The following is a 17,204-nucleotide window of genomic DNA, read 5'->3' on the forward strand; positions in this document are numbered from 1 at the left end:
GACGTGGTCCGGGTCACATCGGATCGCGAAGAGGATTCCGACGACAAAAGGCGAGGTCATGGAGCTGAGGCACCTGCGCTACTTCGCAGCGGTCGCCGACACCTGCCATTTCGGCCAGGCTGCGGCAACCCTGCACGTGGCCCAGCCGGCGCTCTCCTATGCCATTCGCCAGCTCGAGGCCGAGCTCGACGTCACGCTCTTCATCCGCACCACCCGGCAGGTCTCGCTCACCCCCGCGGGGGAGTACCTGCGCGCCCAGGCCGAGCGCATCCTGGTCGGGGTCGACGAGGCGGTCGACGGGGTCCGGCGCATCGCCGCCGGACGCAGCGGCCTCGTCCGGCTCGGCCTGACCGGCATCGCCGCGTTCTCGCACCTGCCCCGGATCGCCCGGGTCGTCAAGCGTGAACTCCCCGACGTGGACCTCCACATCCAGTCCGACATGCTGACCCCCGGTCAGTGCGACGCCCTGCGTGCAGGCGCGATCGACCTCGGGCTCCTGCGGCCGCCGGCCATCGGTGACGACATCGAGACCCGGGTCATCGACCGCGAACCGCTGGTCCTCGCGGTGTCAGCGGATCACCGCCTTGCCGTCGAGCCGGTGGTGTCGGCCGTCGACCTCCGCAACGAACCCTTCGTGATGTACGACAGCCGCGACTCGGCCGTCAACGACGCCGCGATGCGGACCTGCCGCGCAGCGGGTTTCGTCCCCCAGCGCGCTCACCAGGCGACCGGCACGACGGTCCTGCTCGCCCTGGTGGCCGCCGGTCTGGGTGTGGCGGTCCTGCCGGCCTCGGTGCGGGCCCTGCCGCTCGACGGACTCGTCGTCCGAGATCTCGTCGACGCGGACACCGTCGAGGTCGCCCTCGCCTGGCGTCGCGGCGTCGACAACCCGGTCATCGCCGCAGTCGCCGACACCATCGCCGCTGCCTTCGAGACCACCGCCTTCGAGGCCACCGCGTACGAGACCACCGCCTTCGCACCCGCTGCTCAGCTCGGTGCCAGATTTGGAGATGAACGATGAAGATCACTCGCGTGGAAGCGATTCCATTCGCGATCCCGTACGTGAAACCCTTGAGGTTCGCCTCGGGTGAGGTCCACGAGGCCAATCACGTCTTGGTGCGGGTACACACCGACACCGGCGTGGTCGGTGTCGCCGAGGCCCCGCCGCGCCCCTTCACCTACGGCGAGACCCAGGCCGGGATCATCACCGTCATCGACACGATCTTCGCACCTGCGATCGTCGGGCTGTCCCTTCTCGAACGAGAGGTGGTTGCCTCCCGGATGGCGCGGACCGTCGGAAACCCGGCAGCCAAATCCGCGGTGGACATGGCGATCTGGGACGCGCTCGGCAAGTCCCTCGGCCTCCCCGTCGGCGACCTGCTCGGCGGTTTCACCGACCGGATGCGCGTCAGCCACATGCTCGGTTTCGCCGAGCCGGTCAAGATGGTCGCCGAGGCCGAGAAGATGGTCGACACCTACGGCATCCGCACCTTCAAGGTGAAGGTCGGCCGCCATCCGGTCACCCTCGATACCGCCGTCGTACGCGCACTGCGCGAGCGGTTCGGCGACGAGATCGAACTCTACGTCGACGGCAACCGCGGCTGGACCGCCGCGGAGTCCGCGCGCGCGATGAAGGAGATGTCGGACCTCGACCTCCTGTTCGCCGAAGAGCTCTGCGACGCAGCCGATGTGATGGGTCGCCGATGGCTCGTCGAGCAGCTCGACGTTCCGTTCATCGCCGACGAGTCGGTGCCGACGCCGGCCGACGTGACCCGCGAGATCCTCGGCCGGTCGGCCACCGCGATCAGCATCAAGACCGCCCGCACCGGCTTCACCACCTCGCGTCGGACCCACCACCTCGCCGAGGGGCTCGGCATCCCGGTGGTCATGGGCAACCAGATCGACGGCCAGGTCGGCACCGCGTGCGCGCTCGCGTTCGGCAGTGCCTTCGAACTGACCTCGCGCTACGCGGGCGAGCTGTCGAACTTCCTCGACATGAGCGACGACCTGCTCACCGAACCCCTGCAGATCCGCGACGGCCATCTCCACCGGTCGACCGCGCCGGGCATCGGCTTCGAGATCGATCCGGACAAGCTCGAGCACTTCCGCACCGACGACAACTGAACAACCTGAGAAGTACACCCCCAGCGTGTTTCCCGGCAGCCCCGGGAACCGTGAACCCACCGAGGAGAAACTGATGACCACAGTCGAGCACCCCCAGGAAGTGGCCACCGCCGCAGCCTCCGGAGCCTCCGCCACCGAGCGCTTCCACGCCGACAAGTCTCCCTTCGAGGCCGTCAAGGACACCCCGCCGGAGCGCGTCGCCACCCTGATCAACGAAGTTCTCGCCGGTGTCCACGAGACCATCCGCAAGCACAAGGTCACCTACGACGAGTACAACGCCCTCAAGGCGTGGCTCATCAACGTCGGTCAGGACGGCGAATGGCCACTGTTCCTCGACGTGTGGGTCGAACACGTCGTCGAGGACGTCGCCACCGAGCACCGCGAGGGCAACAAGGGCAGCATCGAGGGTCCGTACTACGTCCCGAACGCCCCCGAGCTGGGCTCGAAGGGCACCTTGCCGATGCGCGAGGGCGAGAAGGGTGATCGTCTGGTCTGGAACGGCCAGGTGCGCACGGTCGACGGCAACGCCCTGTCCGGCGCGAAGGTCGAACTCTGGCACGCCGACGACGACGGCTTCTACTCGCAGTTCGCACCGGGCATTCCCGAGTGGAACCTGCGCGGCACCTTCACCGCCGACGAGGAGGGTCGCTTCGAGATCACCACGGTCCGCCCGGCGCCGTACATGATCCCGACCGACGGCTCCTGCGGCAAGATGATCTCCGCCGCCGGCTGGCACCCCTGGCGTCCCGCGCACCTGCACCTGAAGGTCTCGGCGCCCGGCCACGAGCAGTTGACCGCGCAGCTGTACTTCCCGGGCGACGACCACAACGACGACGACGTCGCCAGCGCCGTCAAGCCCGAGCTGATCCTCGATCCGCAGGACGACGGCCAGGGCGGATACACGGTGGCCTACGACTTCGTCCTCGATCCGGAGAAGTGATGCTGTTCCACGTTCGGATGGACGTCAACATCCCCGACGACCTCGACCCGGATGTCCGGGCCGAGACCGTCGCCCGGGAGAAGGCGTACTCCCAGGACCTGCAGCGTTCCGGCAAGTGGCCGCATATCTGGCGGATCGTCGGCGAGTACTCGAACTACTCGATCTTCGACGTCGAATCCAACGACGAGCTGCACACGCTGCTGTCCGGACTGCCGCTGTTCCCGTACATGGACATCAAGGTCACGCCGCTCGCGAAGCACCCGTCGGACATCAACGCCTGACCTCGATACGGTCCTCGGGTAGCCCCTCGGACCTACTCGGCCAGCGGTGGATATTCCCCCGCTGGCCGAGTGCTTTGTCTGCTCGTTGAGTAGGCACGAGCGCAGCCGAGGGGCCCTCCTGCTCGTTGAGTAGGCGACGAGCGCAGCCGAGGGGCCCGCCTGCCTGCTCGTTGAGTAGGCGACGAGCGCAGCGAGGAGCCGTATCGAAACGACGCCCCGCTGTCAGCCCTGCGCGCGCAACGTGAACATGGTGATCTCCGGCGGGGCGAGGACCCGAACAGGCGGACCCCAGGCACCGGCGCCGCGCGTCGTGTACAGCACGGTGTCGCCGATCCGGTCCAGTCCGACGACCGACGGTTGTTGCAGCGGAACGAGATAGCGGATCGGCCACATCTGCCCCCCGTGCGTGTGGCCGGAGAACTGGAGTTCGACGCCGAGTTCGGAGGCCTCGACGGCCTGCTTGGGCTGGTGTGCGAGCAGCAGCACGAAGTCCTCGGGTGACGAACCCTCGAGCGCAGCAGGGAGATCGGGTTCGAAGGGTTCGGGCGCCGTGGCGTCGTACACGCCGGCGAGCTGGATGGTGGCGCCGTCGACGGTCAGCGGTACCCGCGAGTTCCGCAGTGTGCGCACTCCGTAGTACTCCCAGGTGTCGAGCCAGCGGCCGCCGTCGTCGGAGTAGTACTCGTGATTGCCGCTGACGCCGAACACCCCGAGGGGTGCGCGGAGATCGGTGAGCGGTTCCAGGGTGTCGCGGACGTACGGGATCTTGCCGTCGGTGAGGTCTCCGACGAGGAGCACCAGGTCCGGGTTCTGTGCGTTGACGTCGTCGACGATGCGTCGGGTGAACGACGCGTCGCGCGCGGGTCCGAGGTGGAGGTCGGAGACCACGGCGATCCGGAGTCCGTCGAATTGTGCGGGCAGGTTGTCGAACGTCGCGCTGACCTCGGTCACCTGCGGACGGGAGGCCTCGAACACGCCGTAACCGGTGACCCCGAGCGCCACGACGACGACGGTCGCCGTCGCGACCCTCATGCGGCGCAGTCTCCGCGGGGCCGCGTCGGCCGTCTCGCCGACCCCGGTGCTGCGGCGTCGAACCCGCCGAATGATGTTCGCCCCGAACGAGATCAGACCGATGATCGCGAGTCCGAGGAACAGATAGAAGACCGCACCGATCCAGATCAGGCCGACGGTGCCGATCGGCCGGGCCCACGACGGGTCCAGGGTCCGGCCACTCGCGAAGCCCACGACGGCCAAGGCCCACAGGACGGTGAGCGCGACGTCGGCGACACCCGACCACGGACGGGGGAGTTCGGTCGCGCGGACGATCCGGCGGTGAAGCCAGAACGTGATCAGACCGAAGAAGACCGCCGGAACCAGCACGGCCAGGAACAGCGCCACGAAAGGCCCCCTGTGAATCGCGGAGAGTGTCCCGCAGATGCGGACCGCCCCATTCTCGCATCGCGGGTCGTGGGCCTTCGCCGGGGTGTGGGCCGGGCGTCGATAGGCTGGCCGACATGAGCGATGTACTGATCAATCCGCTCGATCTGGCCGAGATGCTGCTCGGGACGCCGCCCGTGGTCCTCGACGTGCGCTGGCAGCTCGGCGACTTCGACGGTCGCGAGGCCTACCGGGAAGGCCACATCCCCGGCGCGGTGTACGTCGACCTCGACTCCGAGCTCGCTGCTCCGCCGTCCGGGGCGGTCGGTGGTCGGCACCCGCTCCCCGCGATCGAAGACCTCCAGGCCGCCGCACGGAGCTGGGGCATCAACGACGGCGTACCGGTCGTGGTCTACGACGACACGGGAAACCTGGCCGCGGCCCGTGCATGGTGGCTGCTGCGCTGGGCAGGCATCGCCGATGTGCGCCTGCTCGACGGCGGTCTCGCGGCATGGCGAGCCGAGGGTCTGCGCACGACGACCGGCGACGGCGGTCGGCCGCGTGCCGGGACCGTCACACTGACGAGCGGAAACCTCCCGGTCGCCACGATCGACGACGTCGCTTCCGGTACCACGACCCTGCTCGACGCCCGCGCCGGCGAGCGGTATCGCGGGGACGTCGAACCCGTCGACCCCCGGGCCGGGCACATCCCCGGCGCTCGCAGCGCCCCGACCGCGGACAACATCGACGAGGCCGGCCGGTTCCGGTCCGAGGAGGACCTGCGCCGACGCTTCACCGATCTCGGCGTCATACCCGGTAGCGAGTCCGACGTGGTGGTCTACTGCGGCTCCGGTATCAACGCGGCGCACGAGATCGCGGCACTCGCGATCGTCGGTGTCGACGCGACGCTGTTCCCCGGCTCGTTCTCGCAGTGGTCGTCGGACCCGGACCGGCCGGTGGCTCTGGGCGACCAGCCCTGACCGCTACTTCAAGTGCGGGCAGGGCGGGTTCTCGGCGAGACCGCACATGTTCTGGTGCAGGTAACTCGGCACGTCGGTGGGCGCCACGTCGGCGTGCATGTTCACCAGGTTGAAGCCGAGGAAGAACACCGCGAGGATCAAGTTCATCACCGCCGAGAACGCCAGGATGCGCACGACCGCGACGCCGCGGGTGATCTTGAGCCGCTCGATGCCGGCGTCGGTGATCAACTGATCGCCGTTGCGGCGGAAGAGATAGAAGCACATCGAGGCCACCATCACGACCGAGCCGAAGAAGACGCCCTCGTAGAGCGGGAACTGGTTGAGCGTGCCGGTGAAGATCGACCAGGTGTCGTTGACCCGCAGGTACGACCACAGGCCCTGACGCTGCAGGAACTGTTCGGAGGCGGTGTCGAGGACGAGGAAGATCAGCAGCAGCGCGATGACGATCCCGGCCTTGTTGAGCCGCGGCCATCGTGCCCGCGCGGATCTCACCAGCTTGTCGATGCCGACGACGGCGAGCGGGAGGAACAGCATGTAGTCGGCGAGTTCGTACAGGATCGGCGCCGGGGTCTCGGGGCCCTTGGCCACCCACCCCGGTACGAATTCGCCCCAGGTACCCATGTTGAGGAATGCCGAGTTGTACGAGAACACCGGTACCACGGCGTTGACGCCGACGTCCTGCCAGCAGGTGAGCAGCCAACCCATCATGAAGACACCGAGGGTGGGGAACTGCCCGTCTTTGCGGGTGCGGTGCACCAGCCAGATGACCGACGCGATCACGCCGACGATGCAGATGACCTCCGACGCCCGGATGATGACCAGAGTGTGGGTCGGTACCTCGTCGGGGCCCGTGGGGATCGGGGAGAACGAGTCGGAGAAGATCCAGCGGATGTAGACGTAGGCCTGGATCGCGACGAAGACCGCGCCCAGGCGGGCGAGCCACACGATCGGAGGCGACTCCTCGGCCACCGTCACCGTTCCCGTGTCATCGGGTGAGGTCTGCCCGATCGAACCCGAATCGGGTTTCTCCCCAAGTGAACTCGACATCTGATGTTCAGTCCTCCCGATGGCCGTCGGCCGGTCTCATTCGATGCGGATCGCGCTCTGCGGACAGTTGGCGATCGCCTCTTCGGCGGCGGTCTCCTGGCCGGCCCCGATGTTCTCGGCGAGCGGGAAGCTCACCCCGTCGTCGTCGAGGTCGAACAGATCCGGCGCGACGGCGATGCAACGACCGTGCCCGCCGCACTTCTCCTGGTCGACGACCACCCTCATCGGGCCGCCGCCCACTGGATCGTCTTGTGCTGCAAATACTCAGAGAGTCCGTGTGCGCCGAACTCGCGGCCGATGCCGCTGTGTTTGTACCCGCCGAACGGTCCGTCGGGCATGAGTCCGCCCCCGCCGCCGTTGACGACGACCATGCCGGTGCGGAGCTTTCGCGCGATGCCGTGCGCGCGTACGGGGTCGGCCGACCAGACGCCCCCGGAGAGTCCGTACGGGCTGTCGTTGGCGATCCGGACGGCCTCGGCGTCGTCGGTGAAGGGGACGACGACACCGACGGGGCCGAAGATCTCGCTCTGGGCGATCCTCATGCGGTTGTCCACGCCCACGAAGAGAGTGGGTTCGACGAAGAAGCCCTTGTCCAGACCTGCGGGTCGTCCACCGCCGTAGGCGATCTGGGCGCCCTCCTGCTGTCCGACGCGGATCAGCTCCTCCACGCGGGCACGTTGGGCCTCGCGGATCAGCGGACCCATCACGACGTTCGGGTCGGCCGGGTCGCCCACCGGTACGTAGTCGAGGGCCATCTTGATGCGGCCGACGAGTTCGTCGTGCAGTGACTCGTGCACCAGGATGCGGGTCATCAGCGCGCAGCCCTGGCCGGCGTGGGTGATGAAGCCGCCGAGAACGCTCGGCATCACCTGGTCGAGATCGGTGTCCTCGAGAAGGATGTTCGCCGACTTGCCGCCCAGTTCGAGGACCACCTTCTTCAGCGACTGTGCGCCCTGCCCATACACTTTCGTGCCCACGGTGTCGCTGCCGGTGAAGCTGATGATGTCGACGCCAGGGTGGGTGGTCAGGGCCTCACCGGCCTCGACGTCACCGGTGATGATGTTGAGGACGCCCGGCGGAAGGCCGGCGGCCTCGGCGATCTCGCCGACGACAAGGGCTTCGAACGGCGTGTACGGCGAGCACTTGAGGACCACGGTGCACCCGGCGGCCAGCGCCGGTGCGACCTTGCAGAGGTTGAGGAAGAGGGGGAAGTTGAACGGCGTGATGAGGGCCGCGACGCCGAACGGTTCGCGGACCACGACGCCCTGGCCGATGCCGTTGCCGATCATCGGCGGCAGTGCGGTCTCGAACCCGAAGGCGGGCAGAACCCGGTCGACGAGATCGAAGAAGTGGTCGATGGGGGTGCCGACCTGCAGGAATTCGGCGAGGGCGCGCGTCGACCCCGCTTCGGCGATCGACAGGTCCACCAGTTCGGCGCGCCGGTCGGCGAATCCCTCGGCCATCCGTCGTAACACAGCGGCGCGCTCGCGCACCGACATCTGCGGCCACGGTCCGTCGTCGAAGGCGGAGCGTGCGGCGGCCACCGCGTCCTCGACGTCCGCGACGGTCGCCTGCGGTACCGTTCCGATCACCGCTTCGGTCGCGGGATTGATGACGGTGATCGTCTCGTCGCCCCGGCCGTCGACCCACTTGCCGTCGATGAAGAGCTGACCTGTTCGAGTGCTCTGGCCTGGTACGTCCGACATCCCGTCGGCACCTCCCTTGCGTCCCGAGGGGATCACTAGATGAGTTAGATGATTCAACCGTACAATGGGTGTGTTCATTTACATGTCGGTTTCGTCAAAACGGAGGCCCGACACGGCCGGGTGTTAGGCTGAATCCCGCTCGGCAGTCGCCGGCTTCGAAGAAGGTGTGGGAATTGGCCAACAGCTCGTTCGACGAGAACGGATTGCCCCAGCGGATTCAGGTCCCGAAGACCGCTGAACTCATCGCTCAACAGATTCGCGGTCAGATCGTCCGTGGCGTGTTGAAGCCGGGCGACATGTTGCCGCCGGAAACGGTCCTGGGACAACGGTTCGACGTCTCCCGCCCCACCTTGCGCGAGGCTTTCCGCATCCTGGAGAACGAATCGCTCATCGTTGTCCGCCGTGGTTCGCGCGGTGGTGTGCAAGTGGTCTCGCCCGACGTGTCCGTGGCCGCCCGCTACGTCGGGCTCCTGCTCCAGATCCAGAACACGACACTCTCCGACCTGTACGAGGCCCGGATGGTCCTCGAGCCCGCCGCGGTGCGGATGCTGGCCGCGCGCCGGACCGACGACGACGTCAAGGCGCTCGTCGAGGTCATCGACGAACTCGCCGACCTCGTCGACGCGGGGGCGGAGTCCGCGGACTTCGACACCTGGTCGAGGACGGCGTTCCGCTTCCACGACCTCATTCTCGAGCGTGCGGGCAATCAGACGATCGGCCTCATCGGACGTGTCCTGGCGGACGTCGTCGCGACGCACATGTCGCGCGTCGTGTCCCGGACCACCGATACCGGGGAGGTCGCCGCGCAGTTCAAGAAGACGATCCGTGCGTTCCGGAAGCTGGTCACCCTGGTCGAGGCGGGTGACGTCGAGGGAGCCGAGGCGCACTGGCGCCGACACATGACCTCGGTCGCCAAGAAGATGCTGTGGGGTCGTTTCGCCACCGAATCCGTGGTCGATCTCTTCAACTGACATCAGGGTTGCCGTCGACAGCGCAACCACTTGTCTCGAATGGTGTAACTGATTGCACTGAATCATCTACGATGAGCGGTGTGCGGCTCGATGCTGCGCACCGACGGTGACCTCACGTGGATTGGCGGGAAACATGGGTGTCGGCCTTCTCCTGGACATGGTGGAGTCCGGGCTCGGCGACCGGGTCGCGCTCGGTGACCGTGCCTCGGGTCTGACCCATGCCGACGTGGTCGCCACCGCCCGCGGGGGTGCGTCGGTCGTCGCCGGGTGCAAACCCTCGGAGGTGATCTACCTCGGCCGTAACGGTCCCGGTTACCCCCAGGTGTTCTTCGCTGCAGCCTTTGCGGGAGTGCCCTTCGTCCCGGTGAACTACCGGCTGGGCGACGAAGTGCTCGGCGAACTGATCGACGACTTCGATCACCCGCTGATCGTCGTCGAGGAACGCTATCGCGACCGGGTTGCCGGACGTGAGCAGGTGCTCGACCTCGATGAGTTCCTCGCTGCGGCCCGCGCGTCGGAACCGTTGCCGCCCATCGATGTTCCCGACGAGGCGCCTGCGGTCCTCCTGCACACGAGCGGTACCACGTCGAAACCGAAGGTCGTTCCACTCCGGCACGAGAACCTCCAGGCCTACGTCTTCGCCACCGTCGACTTCGCCGGGGCCGCCGAGGACGAAGCGGCCCTCATCACGGTGCCGCCCTACCACGTGGCGGCGGTGGGGGCGACGCTCACCAACTTCTACGGCGGACGCCGCGTTGTGCACCTACCCGACTTCGATGCGCATGAATGGCTCGAAGTCGTTGCTCGCGAGTCGATCTCGTCGGCGACAGTGGTCCCGACCATGCTCGCCCGCATCGTCGACGCCCTCGACGGCGACCCCGCCGATGCGCCGGCGCTGCGTCTGATCTCCTACGGCGGTGCGCGACTACCGCTCCCGGTTCTCGAACGTGCCATGCGGGCGTTCCCCGCCGCCGGCTTCTGCAACGCCTACGGACTCACGGAGACGAGTTCGACTCTCGCGCTTCTCGGTCCGGACGACCACGCACAGGCCATCGCCTCCGACGACCCGCTGATCCGACGCCGCCTCGAGAGCGTGGGACGCCCGGTACCGGGGATGGAGATCGAGATCCGCGGCGCCGACGGCCGGCCGGTGGGACCGGGTGAGACCGGGGCGCTGTATGTCCGCGGTGCGCAGGTCTCGGGGTCATACCTGGGGAAGGGGTCGGTGCTCGACGAGCAGGGCTGGTTCCCGACCAACGATCAGGCCTGGGTCGACCACGAGGGATACCTCTTCATCGCGGGCCGCGCCGACGACACCATCATCCGTGGCGGCGAGAACATCGGACCGGCCGAGATCGAGGACGTGCTGCTCACCCACCCGGCGGTGCGTGAGACGGCGGTGATCGGTCTGCCCGACGAGGAGTGGGGGCAGCGACTGGTGGCGGTCATCGTGGCCGACCCGCAGGCAGGCATCTCCGCGGAGGACATCCGGTCCCATGTCCGCGCCCGGCTCCGGGGTTCCCGGACACCGGACGAGGTGATCTGGGTCGACGAGCTGCCCCAGACCGCCACCGGGAAGGTGTTGCGCCGCCGGTTGGTGGCGCAGTTCGAACGAGCACAGGAGAAGTCATGACGCTGAAGCCAGGAGCCCGACTCCGCAGCCAGGTCTGCGACACCGAGATCATCGTCGTGAGTCCGCCCGCGGGCGACGTCGACCTCACCTGCGGCGGCGTGCCCGTGGTCCCGATCGGCGAGGACGTCCCAGGTGGCACCATCGTCGCGGATCTCGACGGCGGTAACCAGCTGGGCAAGCGGTACACCTCCGAGGATGCGCCGGGCCTCGAGGTGCTCGTCACCAAGGCCGGGGCGGGAACGCTCGCCATCGGTACCGCCCCGCTCGTCCTCAAGGACGCCAAACCGTTGCCGGCGAGCGACTGAGGGGAGCGAGGGACGCCGTACGGCGGGGCGCTGAGCGTCAGCCCAGCACGCCCCGCTCGCGGTGGTCGCTGATCTGCTCGGGGTCGAGTCCGGCCTCCAGCAGGATCTCGTCGGTGTGCTGGCCGAGCCTCGGTGCCGGGCGTCGCGGCGTCGTGGGCTGTCCGTCGAAGTGGTAGGGCGGCGCGACGACACGGAAGTTCGAGCCGTCCTCGGCGGGCACCTCGGGCAGGAAGCCGTTGTCGAGGACCTGCTTGTCGTCGTGGAGTTCGGCGACGGTCGCGGCCGCGGCCCACACACCGGAGAACTCGGCGAGGATGTGCCGCCACTCGTCGAGGGTCTTCTCGGCGAAGGCCTTGTCGAGTTCGGCGATGCAGTCGTGCCGGTTGGTGTAGCGGCCCATGTCGTCGGCGAACCGTTCGTCGACGATCAGGTCGACGCGGTCGACGAGGGCGCACAACTCACCCCAGAAGCGTTGCGCCTGCAGGCAGACCAGGTTGATCCAGCGGTCGTCCTTGGTGCGGTACGCGTTGACGATCGGATTGGGGGCGTCGGTCCGATCCTGGCGCGGGATCTCGCCGATGTAGGGGGCTGCGGTCAGGTCGGGGCTCAGCGGCCACATTCCGGTGTTGAGCAGTGAGACGTCGACGACGCCGCCCTTGCCGGTGCGCTCGCGACGGAACAACGCCATACCCACCGCGCCGGCAATCGCGGAGGAACCCTGGAGGTCGTAGTAGGCGGCCGGTTGCATCGTCGGACGGTCGGCACCCGGAGGTGTCAGTTTGTGCATGGTGCCGCCGGCCGACCACGCTGCCGCCGCGTCGAATCCGCCGACATTCACCTTGTCGCCTTTGGAACCCCAGCCGGTTCCCCGAACGTAGACCAGCTTCGGGTTGACGGCGAGGAGATCGTCGACGTCGACGCGGAGCTTGGTCCGCTGTGCGGGCAGGTAGCTGGTGAGGAGGACATCGGCCTTCTCCACCAGCTTGAGGAGAAGGTCGTGGCCGTCCTCGGTGGTGAGATCGAGTGTGATGCTGCGCTTCCCGCGATTGGGCACCTCGAGGAAGGGGTTGGGCGCACCCTCCTTGCGGTTGAGGGCGTTCTGCAGATTCCGTTGGGGGTCGCCGGTCGGGGGTTCGACCTTGATCACGTCGGCGCCGAGATCGGCGAGGATGGCACCTGCTCCGGGAACGAAGGTCCAGGCGGCGATCTCGACGACCCGGACGCCGTCGAAAGGTGTTGAGACCGCGAAGTCCTCATCAGATGTCATGCTCACGCCTCCTCGGTGGGGGTGCTGGTGGCGCGCAGGGCGTTCATCATCTTGATCCAGTGTGAACGCTTCCAGCCGTCCTGGTCCTCACCCCAGCCGATCTCGCCGTCGAACTCCCAGCGCATCAGTGCGTTGCTGCCGAGTCCGCCCTCGCACATGTGGCTCACCGAGAACCCCTCGGCGGACATGGTGCGGTCGGTCAGGTCGGTGAGGTCGACCTGCATGTGGGCACTCCAACCGGTCTGCGGGTCGCGGAAGTTGCGCATCCGCGACCGAGTCTTGTCGAGGCGCTCGAATCTCCCGTCGCGGAGCAGCCAGCCGTGGTTGAGCGGCGACCAGCCCTCGGCGTCGCCGTCCTGTGGGCGGACGAAACCGAGAAAGCCGGTCTCCGGACCGGAATGGCCGAAGATGTACTGAATGCGGCCGCGGCCACGTTCGCGTTCGATCTCCCGCCACCGCGGGCCACCGGGGTGCAGGACCTTGTACTCGCCGCGGAGATACTCGGGCTTCTTGGATTGCATGTGGTGCCCACCGCGGGGTCCCCAGGTGCGGTCCCGGATGGAGTACGAGTCGATCGGGATCGACTCACCGCGTAGGACGAGTTCCCCCACCTGGTGACCGAGCTGGTCGAGGTGGGGACTGTGCATCGCCGGCGGCTCACCCGGGGTGAAGCGTCGCGGCGGGTGAACGGCGGTGTGCTCGAACGAGATCGAGAAATCGTTCGCCGGATCGGAGTAGGAGATCTGGTAGCGCGTCAGGGGTTCGAGCATCTTCACAGAGAAGCCGCCGTGCGGGAAGGCGATGTCCCGCAGATCAGGGTTCTCCGGCATCGGCTTGTCGGTCGCGTTGCGGTAGTAGGCGATGCGACCGAGGTCGGCGCCGCTGGGATCCCAGACGAAGACGCGCCAGGTCACCGTGCCGCGGTTGACGTCATACCGGGCATGCAACCATCCGCCGATGTGCCGGGCGGGGACGTTGAAGGACCACCAGTTCGTCTCCACCCAGTACGGGTCGTCGGTGGGTGGCACGTGGTACGTGTCATCCGCCGGTGTGAACGGAGTGTCCGCGGTGATCTCGCCGGCGTTTTCGTCAACAGTCACACCTCGGACGCTAGCATAGAGTTAACTTATTTAGTGATGATTTTGATAGCCACAAATCAGATAACTCATTGATCTGATGCCCTTGTGGGCCCCTGATTCGGCGTGCCACGATGGGACCCGTGGCTCAGCGCGTCGTCCCGCGCTGCCAGCAGTCCGATGGGCCCGGAGGAACTCGGGCGAAACGCGAGGAGATGCAATGCCGCTGCAGGACCACATGCAATTGATCTCGACCGACGACCATCTGATCGAACATCCCGGATTGTGGACCGACCGTCTGCCTCGGAAGTACCTGGAAGCCGGCCCCAACATCATCGAGAAGGAACTGCGGCCCGGTCGCCCACCTGCGCAGGTCTGGCGTTACGAAGACCGGATCTACCCCTACATCGGACTCAACGCCGTCGCGGGCAAGAAGCCGGAGGAGTACGGTGCCGAGCCCGTTCGCTACGACGACATGCTGCCGGGTTGCTACGACCCCAAGGCCCGGCTCGCGGACATGGACGTCGACGGCGTCCATGCGGCACTGTGCTTCCCGTCGTTCCCACGTTTCGCGGGCACGGTGTTCCTCGAGGGCGAGGACAAGGACCTCGCCCACGCGTGCGTGCAGGCCTGGAACGACTACCTGCTCGACGAGTGGTGCCCGACGGCCCCGGACCGGTACATCCCGATGGTGATCCTGCCCCTGTGGGACACCGAACTCGCGATCGCCGAGATCCACCGGACCGCCCAGAAAGGTTCGCGCGCCATCGCTTTCGTGGAGAACCCGGCCCCGCTTGGGCTGCCGTCCTTCCACACCGACCACTGGGACGGTGTCTTCTCGGCCTGCGAGGAGACCGGACAGGTCCTGTCGATCCATTTCGGGACGTCGGGCAAGCCGCCGATCACCGCACCCGAGGCGCCGATGGCGGTGATGATCGCGCTGTTCGGCTGCAACTCGATGTACGCAACCGCCGACCTGTTGTTCTCCCCGGTGTTCCACAAGCATCCCGAGCTCAGGTTCGCACTGAGCGAGGGTGGCATCGGCTGGGTGCCCTACATGCTCGAACGCATTGATCTCACCTGGGAGAAGCACCGCTACTACCAGAACATCAACCAGACGGTCCGGCCATCGGATCTGTTCCGCGAACACATCTTCGGGTGCTTCATCGAGGATCAGCACGGCATCGACAACCGGCACGCGGTCGGCATCGACAACATCACCTGGGAATGCGACTATCCGCATTCCGACTCCAACTGGCCGAACAGTCGCAAGGTGGTGGCCGAGTCCATGCGCAACGTACCGGACGAGGAGGTCCACAAGATGGTGGAACTCAACGCCCGCAAGCTGTTCAACTTTCCGCGGACCGAGGGTTGAGGCCATGGGCAACCGGCAGGATCCCGAACTCGTCGAACAGATCCCGGCGGCCGACTGGACCGACCAGGACCTCCTGACCCGTGACGGCGCAGGCCTTCTCCTCGACGAGGAGATCGAGGCCGAACGTGCGCGCGTCGAGGAGTCCGAGAAGTCGGGCGACGATGCCGCGGTCGCCGAGGGCGAGCAAAGGCTCAACCGGCTCATCGAGATCCGCCGCTCGCTCACCACCGAACGGAGTGGTTCATGACGGTGACCGACAGCGGTTTCGGCGTCCTGACGGACGAGAAGATCGAGCGCAGCCGACTCCGGAACGGTGTGCCCGAACGCATTCCGCACGCCCCCCACAACTACGAGGTGACCTGGGACGGCGTACGGCATTTCGCGCAGGCCTATGGTGACGACAACCCGCTCTTCTGCGATCCCGACTACGGTCCGAGGACCCGCTGGGGTGGGATGATCGCGCCGCCGGCCTTCCACTACACGATGGGTGAGGACGCCGCACCGAAGCCCGACGCCGAGACCAAAGCGTTGTTCCGCGGTGATCCCTTCGCCGGGCTGGGGTCGTATCAGGCGGTCATGGAGTTCGAGTGGTGGCGGCCGCTGCATCTCGGAGATCGCCTGCACTGCCTGCGTTCCCAGGTGGGCGTGGTGCCGAAGACGAGTGAGTTCGGCGGCCGGTCGGCGCACGTGACCCGGGCGTTCATCTACGACAACGCGCAGGGCGAACCCTGCGTGATCCGCCGCGGGACGTGGATCAACGCCGAACGCACGGCGTCGAAGAAGCGCAAGAAGGAAGTCCTCGAACCCGAGCCGTACACGCCCGAACAGCTCGCCGAGATCGATGCGGCGTACGAGGCCGAGGAGCGTCGGGGTGCGGAGCCGAGGTACTGGGAGGACGTCGAGGTCGGCGATCCGCTGCCGGTGAAGGTCAAGGGGCCGCTGGTCACGACCGACGTCGTCGTGTGGCACGTCGGCTGGGGTATGCAGCTGACACCGAACGGCGCCTTCGGGCACGCCTACAAGATCCGCAAGAAGGCCCCCGGGTTGTACCCGCCGAACGCGCTCAACATCCCCGACACCGTCCAGCGTCTGCACTGGGAACCCGAACGCGCACGCGAACTGGGCATCCCGACGTCGTACGACTACGGCGCCATGCGGGAGACCTGGCTGACGCACCTGCTCACCGACTGGATCGGTGACGACGGATGGTTGTGGAAGCTGTCGGTCCAGCACCGCGGCTTCAACTACATGGGCGACACGACGTGGCTCAAGGGACAGGTCGTCGACAAGCGGCAGGTCGACGGACGCAACGAGGTCGACGTCGAACTATGGTGCGAGAACCAGCGCGGTGCCATCACCTCGCCGGCCACCGCGGTCGTCCTGCTGCCCACCCGGTCGGCCCCCGTCGAGCTGCCCGACCCGCCGGCCGACAGCCGCGACGGCATCCTGCGACACGAGATGGATCGGATCGCCGACTCCCATCTCTGAGCAGCGTCCGAAGCTTGCGGGGCGCTCCCTCCGCTCCCTGAGCAGCGTCCGGAGCTTGCGGGGCGTTCCCTCCGCTCCCTGAGCAGCGTCCGGAGCTTGCGGAGGACGCGTGACGAAGGGCTGGTGAGCTGAACTCGCCAGCCCTTCGTGGCAGTGAGAATGGTTGTGGGTGATTGATCGTGTTTGGGTCTGACCTGCTTCGTGGCTGACGGTGCTGTCTTGGACGAGATTTGTCGTCCCGGCGGTCGGTCATCTACGAAACCCTGACCTGTGAGGGCCGGGGCGGGTGTGACCTGATTAGGACCGTGTCTGGCTGCTGGGCCGTGACTCTTCACTGTCCTGTCCACCCGCCCCGGTGAGGTCATCCCACACATCAGTGAAGGAGACATCACCACGATGACCCCAACCACGAACACCACGCAACCGCTAGTACTTGGCGTCGACACCCATCAACGCCGCCACCACGCCGCCCTCGTCACCGCCGAGGGCCGCCTGCTCGCCGATCACGAGTTCCCCGCCACCAGCACTGGCTACCACCAGTTGTGGCAGTGGGCCACCTCGTTCGGCCCCATCACCCAGGCCGGAGTGGAGGCCAGCGCCTCCTACGGCGCCGGCCTGACCCGGCTTATACACM

General features: G+C 67.1%; 18 protein-coding genes. 12 read left to right on the top strand and 6 right to left on the bottom strand.

Translation table 11 applies throughout. The annotated features are described in order from the left end of the window. Positions 1 to 58 precede the first annotated feature (58 nt). The 4 genes from LQD00_RS14480 to catC all read left to right on the top strand — a co-directional run bounded on the left by LQD00_RS14480 (position 59) and on the right by catC (position 3,345). Complete coding sequence (locus LQD00_RS14480; RefSeq protein ID WP_232717882.1) at positions 59 to 1,021, top strand: LysR family transcriptional regulator; 963 nt, start codon at positions 59 to 61, stop codon at positions 1,019 to 1,021. After that, positions 1,018 to 2,124 (top strand): mandelate racemase/muconate lactonizing enzyme family protein, encoded by a 1,107-nt coding sequence (locus LQD00_RS14485; RefSeq protein WP_232717883.1) that lies wholly within the window; start codon positions 1,018 to 1,020, stop codon positions 2,122 to 2,124. The genes LQD00_RS14480 and LQD00_RS14485 overlap by 4 nt, the downstream gene beginning before the upstream one ends. 73 nt (positions 2,125 to 2,197) lie before the next feature. Further along, on the top strand, positions 2,198 to 3,064 hold the full coding sequence (gene catA / locus LQD00_RS14490; protein ID WP_232717884.1) for a catechol 1,2-dioxygenase: 867 nt from the start codon (positions 2,198 to 2,200) through the stop codon (positions 3,062 to 3,064). Then, the gene (gene catC / locus LQD00_RS14495; protein WP_006867540.1) at positions 3,064 to 3,345 is read left to right on the top strand and encodes a muconolactone Delta-isomerase; all 282 of its coding nucleotides are present in this window, start codon (positions 3,064 to 3,066) and stop codon (positions 3,343 to 3,345) included. The genes catA and catC overlap by 1 nt, the downstream gene beginning before the upstream one ends. Positions 3,346 to 3,567: 222 nt before the next feature. On the opposite strand, the gene LQD00_RS14500 is transcribed toward catC, so the two are convergent. Continuing rightward, the gene (locus LQD00_RS14500; protein WP_232717885.1) at positions 3,568 to 4,743 is read right to left on the bottom strand and encodes a metallophosphoesterase; all 1,176 of its coding nucleotides are present in this window, start codon (positions 4,741 to 4,743) and stop codon (positions 3,568 to 3,570) included. Positions 4,744 to 4,859: 116 nt separating this feature from the next. Between LQD00_RS14500 and LQD00_RS14505 the strand changes: the two genes are divergently transcribed. Then, entirely contained in the window at positions 4,860 to 5,702 is an 843-nt protein-coding gene (locus tag LQD00_RS14505; protein WP_232717886.1) for a sulfurtransferase, read from the top strand. A 3-nt stretch (positions 5,703 to 5,705) separates the two neighbouring features. Here LQD00_RS14505 and LQD00_RS14510 read toward each other — a convergent pair whose 3' ends face one another. The 3 genes from LQD00_RS14510 to LQD00_RS14520 are packed head-to-tail and all read right to left on the bottom strand — an operon-like array spanning position 5,706 to position 8,455. Next, a complete protein-coding gene (locus LQD00_RS14510; RefSeq protein ID WP_232717887.1) occupies positions 5,706 to 6,749 on the bottom strand; it encodes a spirocyclase AveC family protein in 1,044 nt (347 codons plus the stop codon). Positions 6,750 to 6,785: 36 nt separating this feature from the next. Beyond that, a complete protein-coding gene (locus tag LQD00_RS14515; protein ID WP_232717888.1) occupies positions 6,786 to 6,974 on the bottom strand; it encodes a ferredoxin in 189 nt (62 codons plus the stop codon). Next, the gene (locus tag LQD00_RS14520; RefSeq protein WP_232717889.1) at positions 6,971 to 8,455 is read right to left on the bottom strand and encodes an aldehyde dehydrogenase family protein; all 1,485 of its coding nucleotides are present in this window, start codon (positions 8,453 to 8,455) and stop codon (positions 6,971 to 6,973) included. The genes LQD00_RS14515 and LQD00_RS14520 overlap by 4 nt, the downstream gene beginning before the upstream one ends. A 164-nt stretch (positions 8,456 to 8,619) precedes the next feature. Here LQD00_RS14520 and LQD00_RS14525 point away from each other — a divergent pair, with 164 nt between their 5' ends. The 3 genes from LQD00_RS14525 to LQD00_RS14535 all read left to right on the top strand — a co-directional run bounded on the left by LQD00_RS14525 (position 8,620) and on the right by LQD00_RS14535 (position 11,364). Beyond that, positions 8,620 to 9,426: a FadR/GntR family transcriptional regulator gene (locus LQD00_RS14525; protein WP_232717890.1), complete on the top strand. Its 807-nt coding sequence runs from the start codon at positions 8,620 to 8,622 to the stop codon at positions 9,424 to 9,426. 133 nt (positions 9,427 to 9,559) lie between these two features. Continuing rightward, positions 9,560 to 11,059, top strand: coding sequence for a class I adenylate-forming enzyme family protein (locus tag LQD00_RS14530; RefSeq protein ID WP_232717891.1), 1,500 nt, complete (start codon positions 9,560 to 9,562; stop codon positions 11,057 to 11,059). Continuing rightward, complete coding sequence (locus LQD00_RS14535; protein ID WP_232717892.1) at positions 11,056 to 11,364, top strand: hypothetical protein; 309 nt, start codon at positions 11,056 to 11,058, stop codon at positions 11,362 to 11,364. Before LQD00_RS14530 ends, LQD00_RS14535 begins: the two co-directional genes overlap by 4 nt. A gap of 37 nt (positions 11,365 to 11,401) precedes the next feature. Here LQD00_RS14535 and LQD00_RS14540 read toward each other — a convergent pair whose 3' ends face one another. Together LQD00_RS14540 and LQD00_RS14545 are read right to left on the bottom strand one after the other, a co-directional pair. After that, positions 11,402 to 12,631 carry a CaiB/BaiF CoA transferase family protein gene (locus LQD00_RS14540; RefSeq protein WP_232717893.1) on the bottom strand — a complete coding sequence of 410 codons (1,230 nt, stop codon included), beginning with the start codon at positions 12,629 to 12,631 and terminating at the stop codon, positions 11,402 to 11,404. A 2-nt stretch (positions 12,632 to 12,633) separates the two neighbouring features. Then, the gene (locus LQD00_RS14545; protein ID WP_232717894.1) at positions 12,634 to 13,731 is read right to left on the bottom strand and encodes a DUF7065 domain-containing protein; all 1,098 of its coding nucleotides are present in this window, start codon (positions 13,729 to 13,731) and stop codon (positions 12,634 to 12,636) included. Positions 13,732 to 13,927: 196 nt separating this feature from the next. On the opposite strand from LQD00_RS14545, the gene LQD00_RS14550 reads away from it, so the two are divergent. From LQD00_RS14550 to LQD00_RS14565, 4 genes are all read left to right on the top strand, one after another. Beyond that, positions 13,928 to 15,082: an amidohydrolase family protein gene (locus tag LQD00_RS14550; protein WP_232717895.1), complete on the top strand. Its 1,155-nt coding sequence runs from the start codon at positions 13,928 to 13,930 to the stop codon at positions 15,080 to 15,082. 4 nt (positions 15,083 to 15,086) lie between these two features. Continuing rightward, positions 15,087 to 15,329, top strand: a complete 243-nt coding sequence (locus LQD00_RS14555; RefSeq protein WP_232717896.1) for a hypothetical protein — start codon at positions 15,087 to 15,089, stop codon at positions 15,327 to 15,329. Further along, the gene (locus tag LQD00_RS14560; RefSeq protein WP_232717897.1) at positions 15,326 to 16,570 is read left to right on the top strand and encodes an FAS1-like dehydratase domain-containing protein; all 1,245 of its coding nucleotides are present in this window, start codon (positions 15,326 to 15,328) and stop codon (positions 16,568 to 16,570) included. The genes LQD00_RS14555 and LQD00_RS14560 overlap by 4 nt, the downstream gene beginning before the upstream one ends. A 396-nt stretch (positions 16,571 to 16,966) precedes the next feature. Beyond that, positions 16,967 to 17,204 (top strand): IS110 family transposase (locus LQD00_RS14565; RefSeq protein ID WP_232717898.1); only part of this gene is annotated, 238 nt, incomplete at its 3' end.

Source organism: Gordonia metallireducens, assembly GCF_021245825.1.
Classification (GTDB): domain Bacteria; phylum Actinomycetota; class Actinomycetes; order Mycobacteriales; family Mycobacteriaceae; genus Gordonia; species Gordonia namibiensis.

Bases quoted from the DNA above. Each gene is read 5' to 3' on its own strand.
- LQD00_RS14540 (WP_232717893.1), bottom strand. From the start codon at position 12,631: ATGACATCTGATGAGGACTTCGCGGTCTCAACACCTTTCGACGGCGTC.
- LQD00_RS14505 (WP_232717886.1), top strand. From the start codon at position 4,860: ATGAGCGATGTACTGATCAATCCGCTCGATCTGGCCGAGATGCTGCTC.
- catC (WP_006867540.1), top strand. From the start codon at position 3,064: ATGCTGTTCCACGTTCGGATGGACGTCAACATCCCCGACGACCTCGAC.
- LQD00_RS14485 (WP_232717883.1), top strand. From the start codon at position 1,018: ATGAAGATCACTCGCGTGGAAGCGATTCCATTCGCGATCCCGTACGTG.
- LQD00_RS14530 (WP_232717891.1), top strand. From the start codon at position 9,560: ATGGGTGTCGGCCTTCTCCTGGACATGGTGGAGTCCGGGCTCGGCGAC.
- LQD00_RS14480 (WP_232717882.1), top strand. From the start codon at position 59: ATGGAGCTGAGGCACCTGCGCTACTTCGCAGCGGTCGCCGACACCTGC.
- LQD00_RS14550 (WP_232717895.1), top strand. From the start codon at position 13,928: ATGCCGCTGCAGGACCACATGCAATTGATCTCGACCGACGACCATCTG.
- catA (WP_232717884.1), top strand. From the start codon at position 2,198: ATGACCACAGTCGAGCACCCCCAGGAAGTGGCCACCGCCGCAGCCTCC.
- LQD00_RS14510 (WP_232717887.1), bottom strand. From the start codon at position 6,749: ATGTCGAGTTCACTTGGGGAGAAACCCGATTCGGGTTCGATCGGGCAG.
- LQD00_RS14535 (WP_232717892.1), top strand. From the start codon at position 11,056: ATGACGCTGAAGCCAGGAGCCCGACTCCGCAGCCAGGTCTGCGACACC.
- LQD00_RS14520 (WP_232717889.1), bottom strand. From the start codon at position 8,455: ATGTCGGACGTACCAGGCCAGAGCACTCGAACAGGTCAGCTCTTCATC.
- LQD00_RS14560 (WP_232717897.1), top strand. From the start codon at position 15,326: ATGACGGTGACCGACAGCGGTTTCGGCGTCCTGACGGACGAGAAGATC.
- LQD00_RS14555 (WP_232717896.1), top strand. From the start codon at position 15,087: ATGGGCAACCGGCAGGATCCCGAACTCGTCGAACAGATCCCGGCGGCC.
- LQD00_RS14515 (WP_232717888.1), bottom strand. From the start codon at position 6,974: ATGAGGGTGGTCGTCGACCAGGAGAAGTGCGGCGGGCACGGTCGTTGC.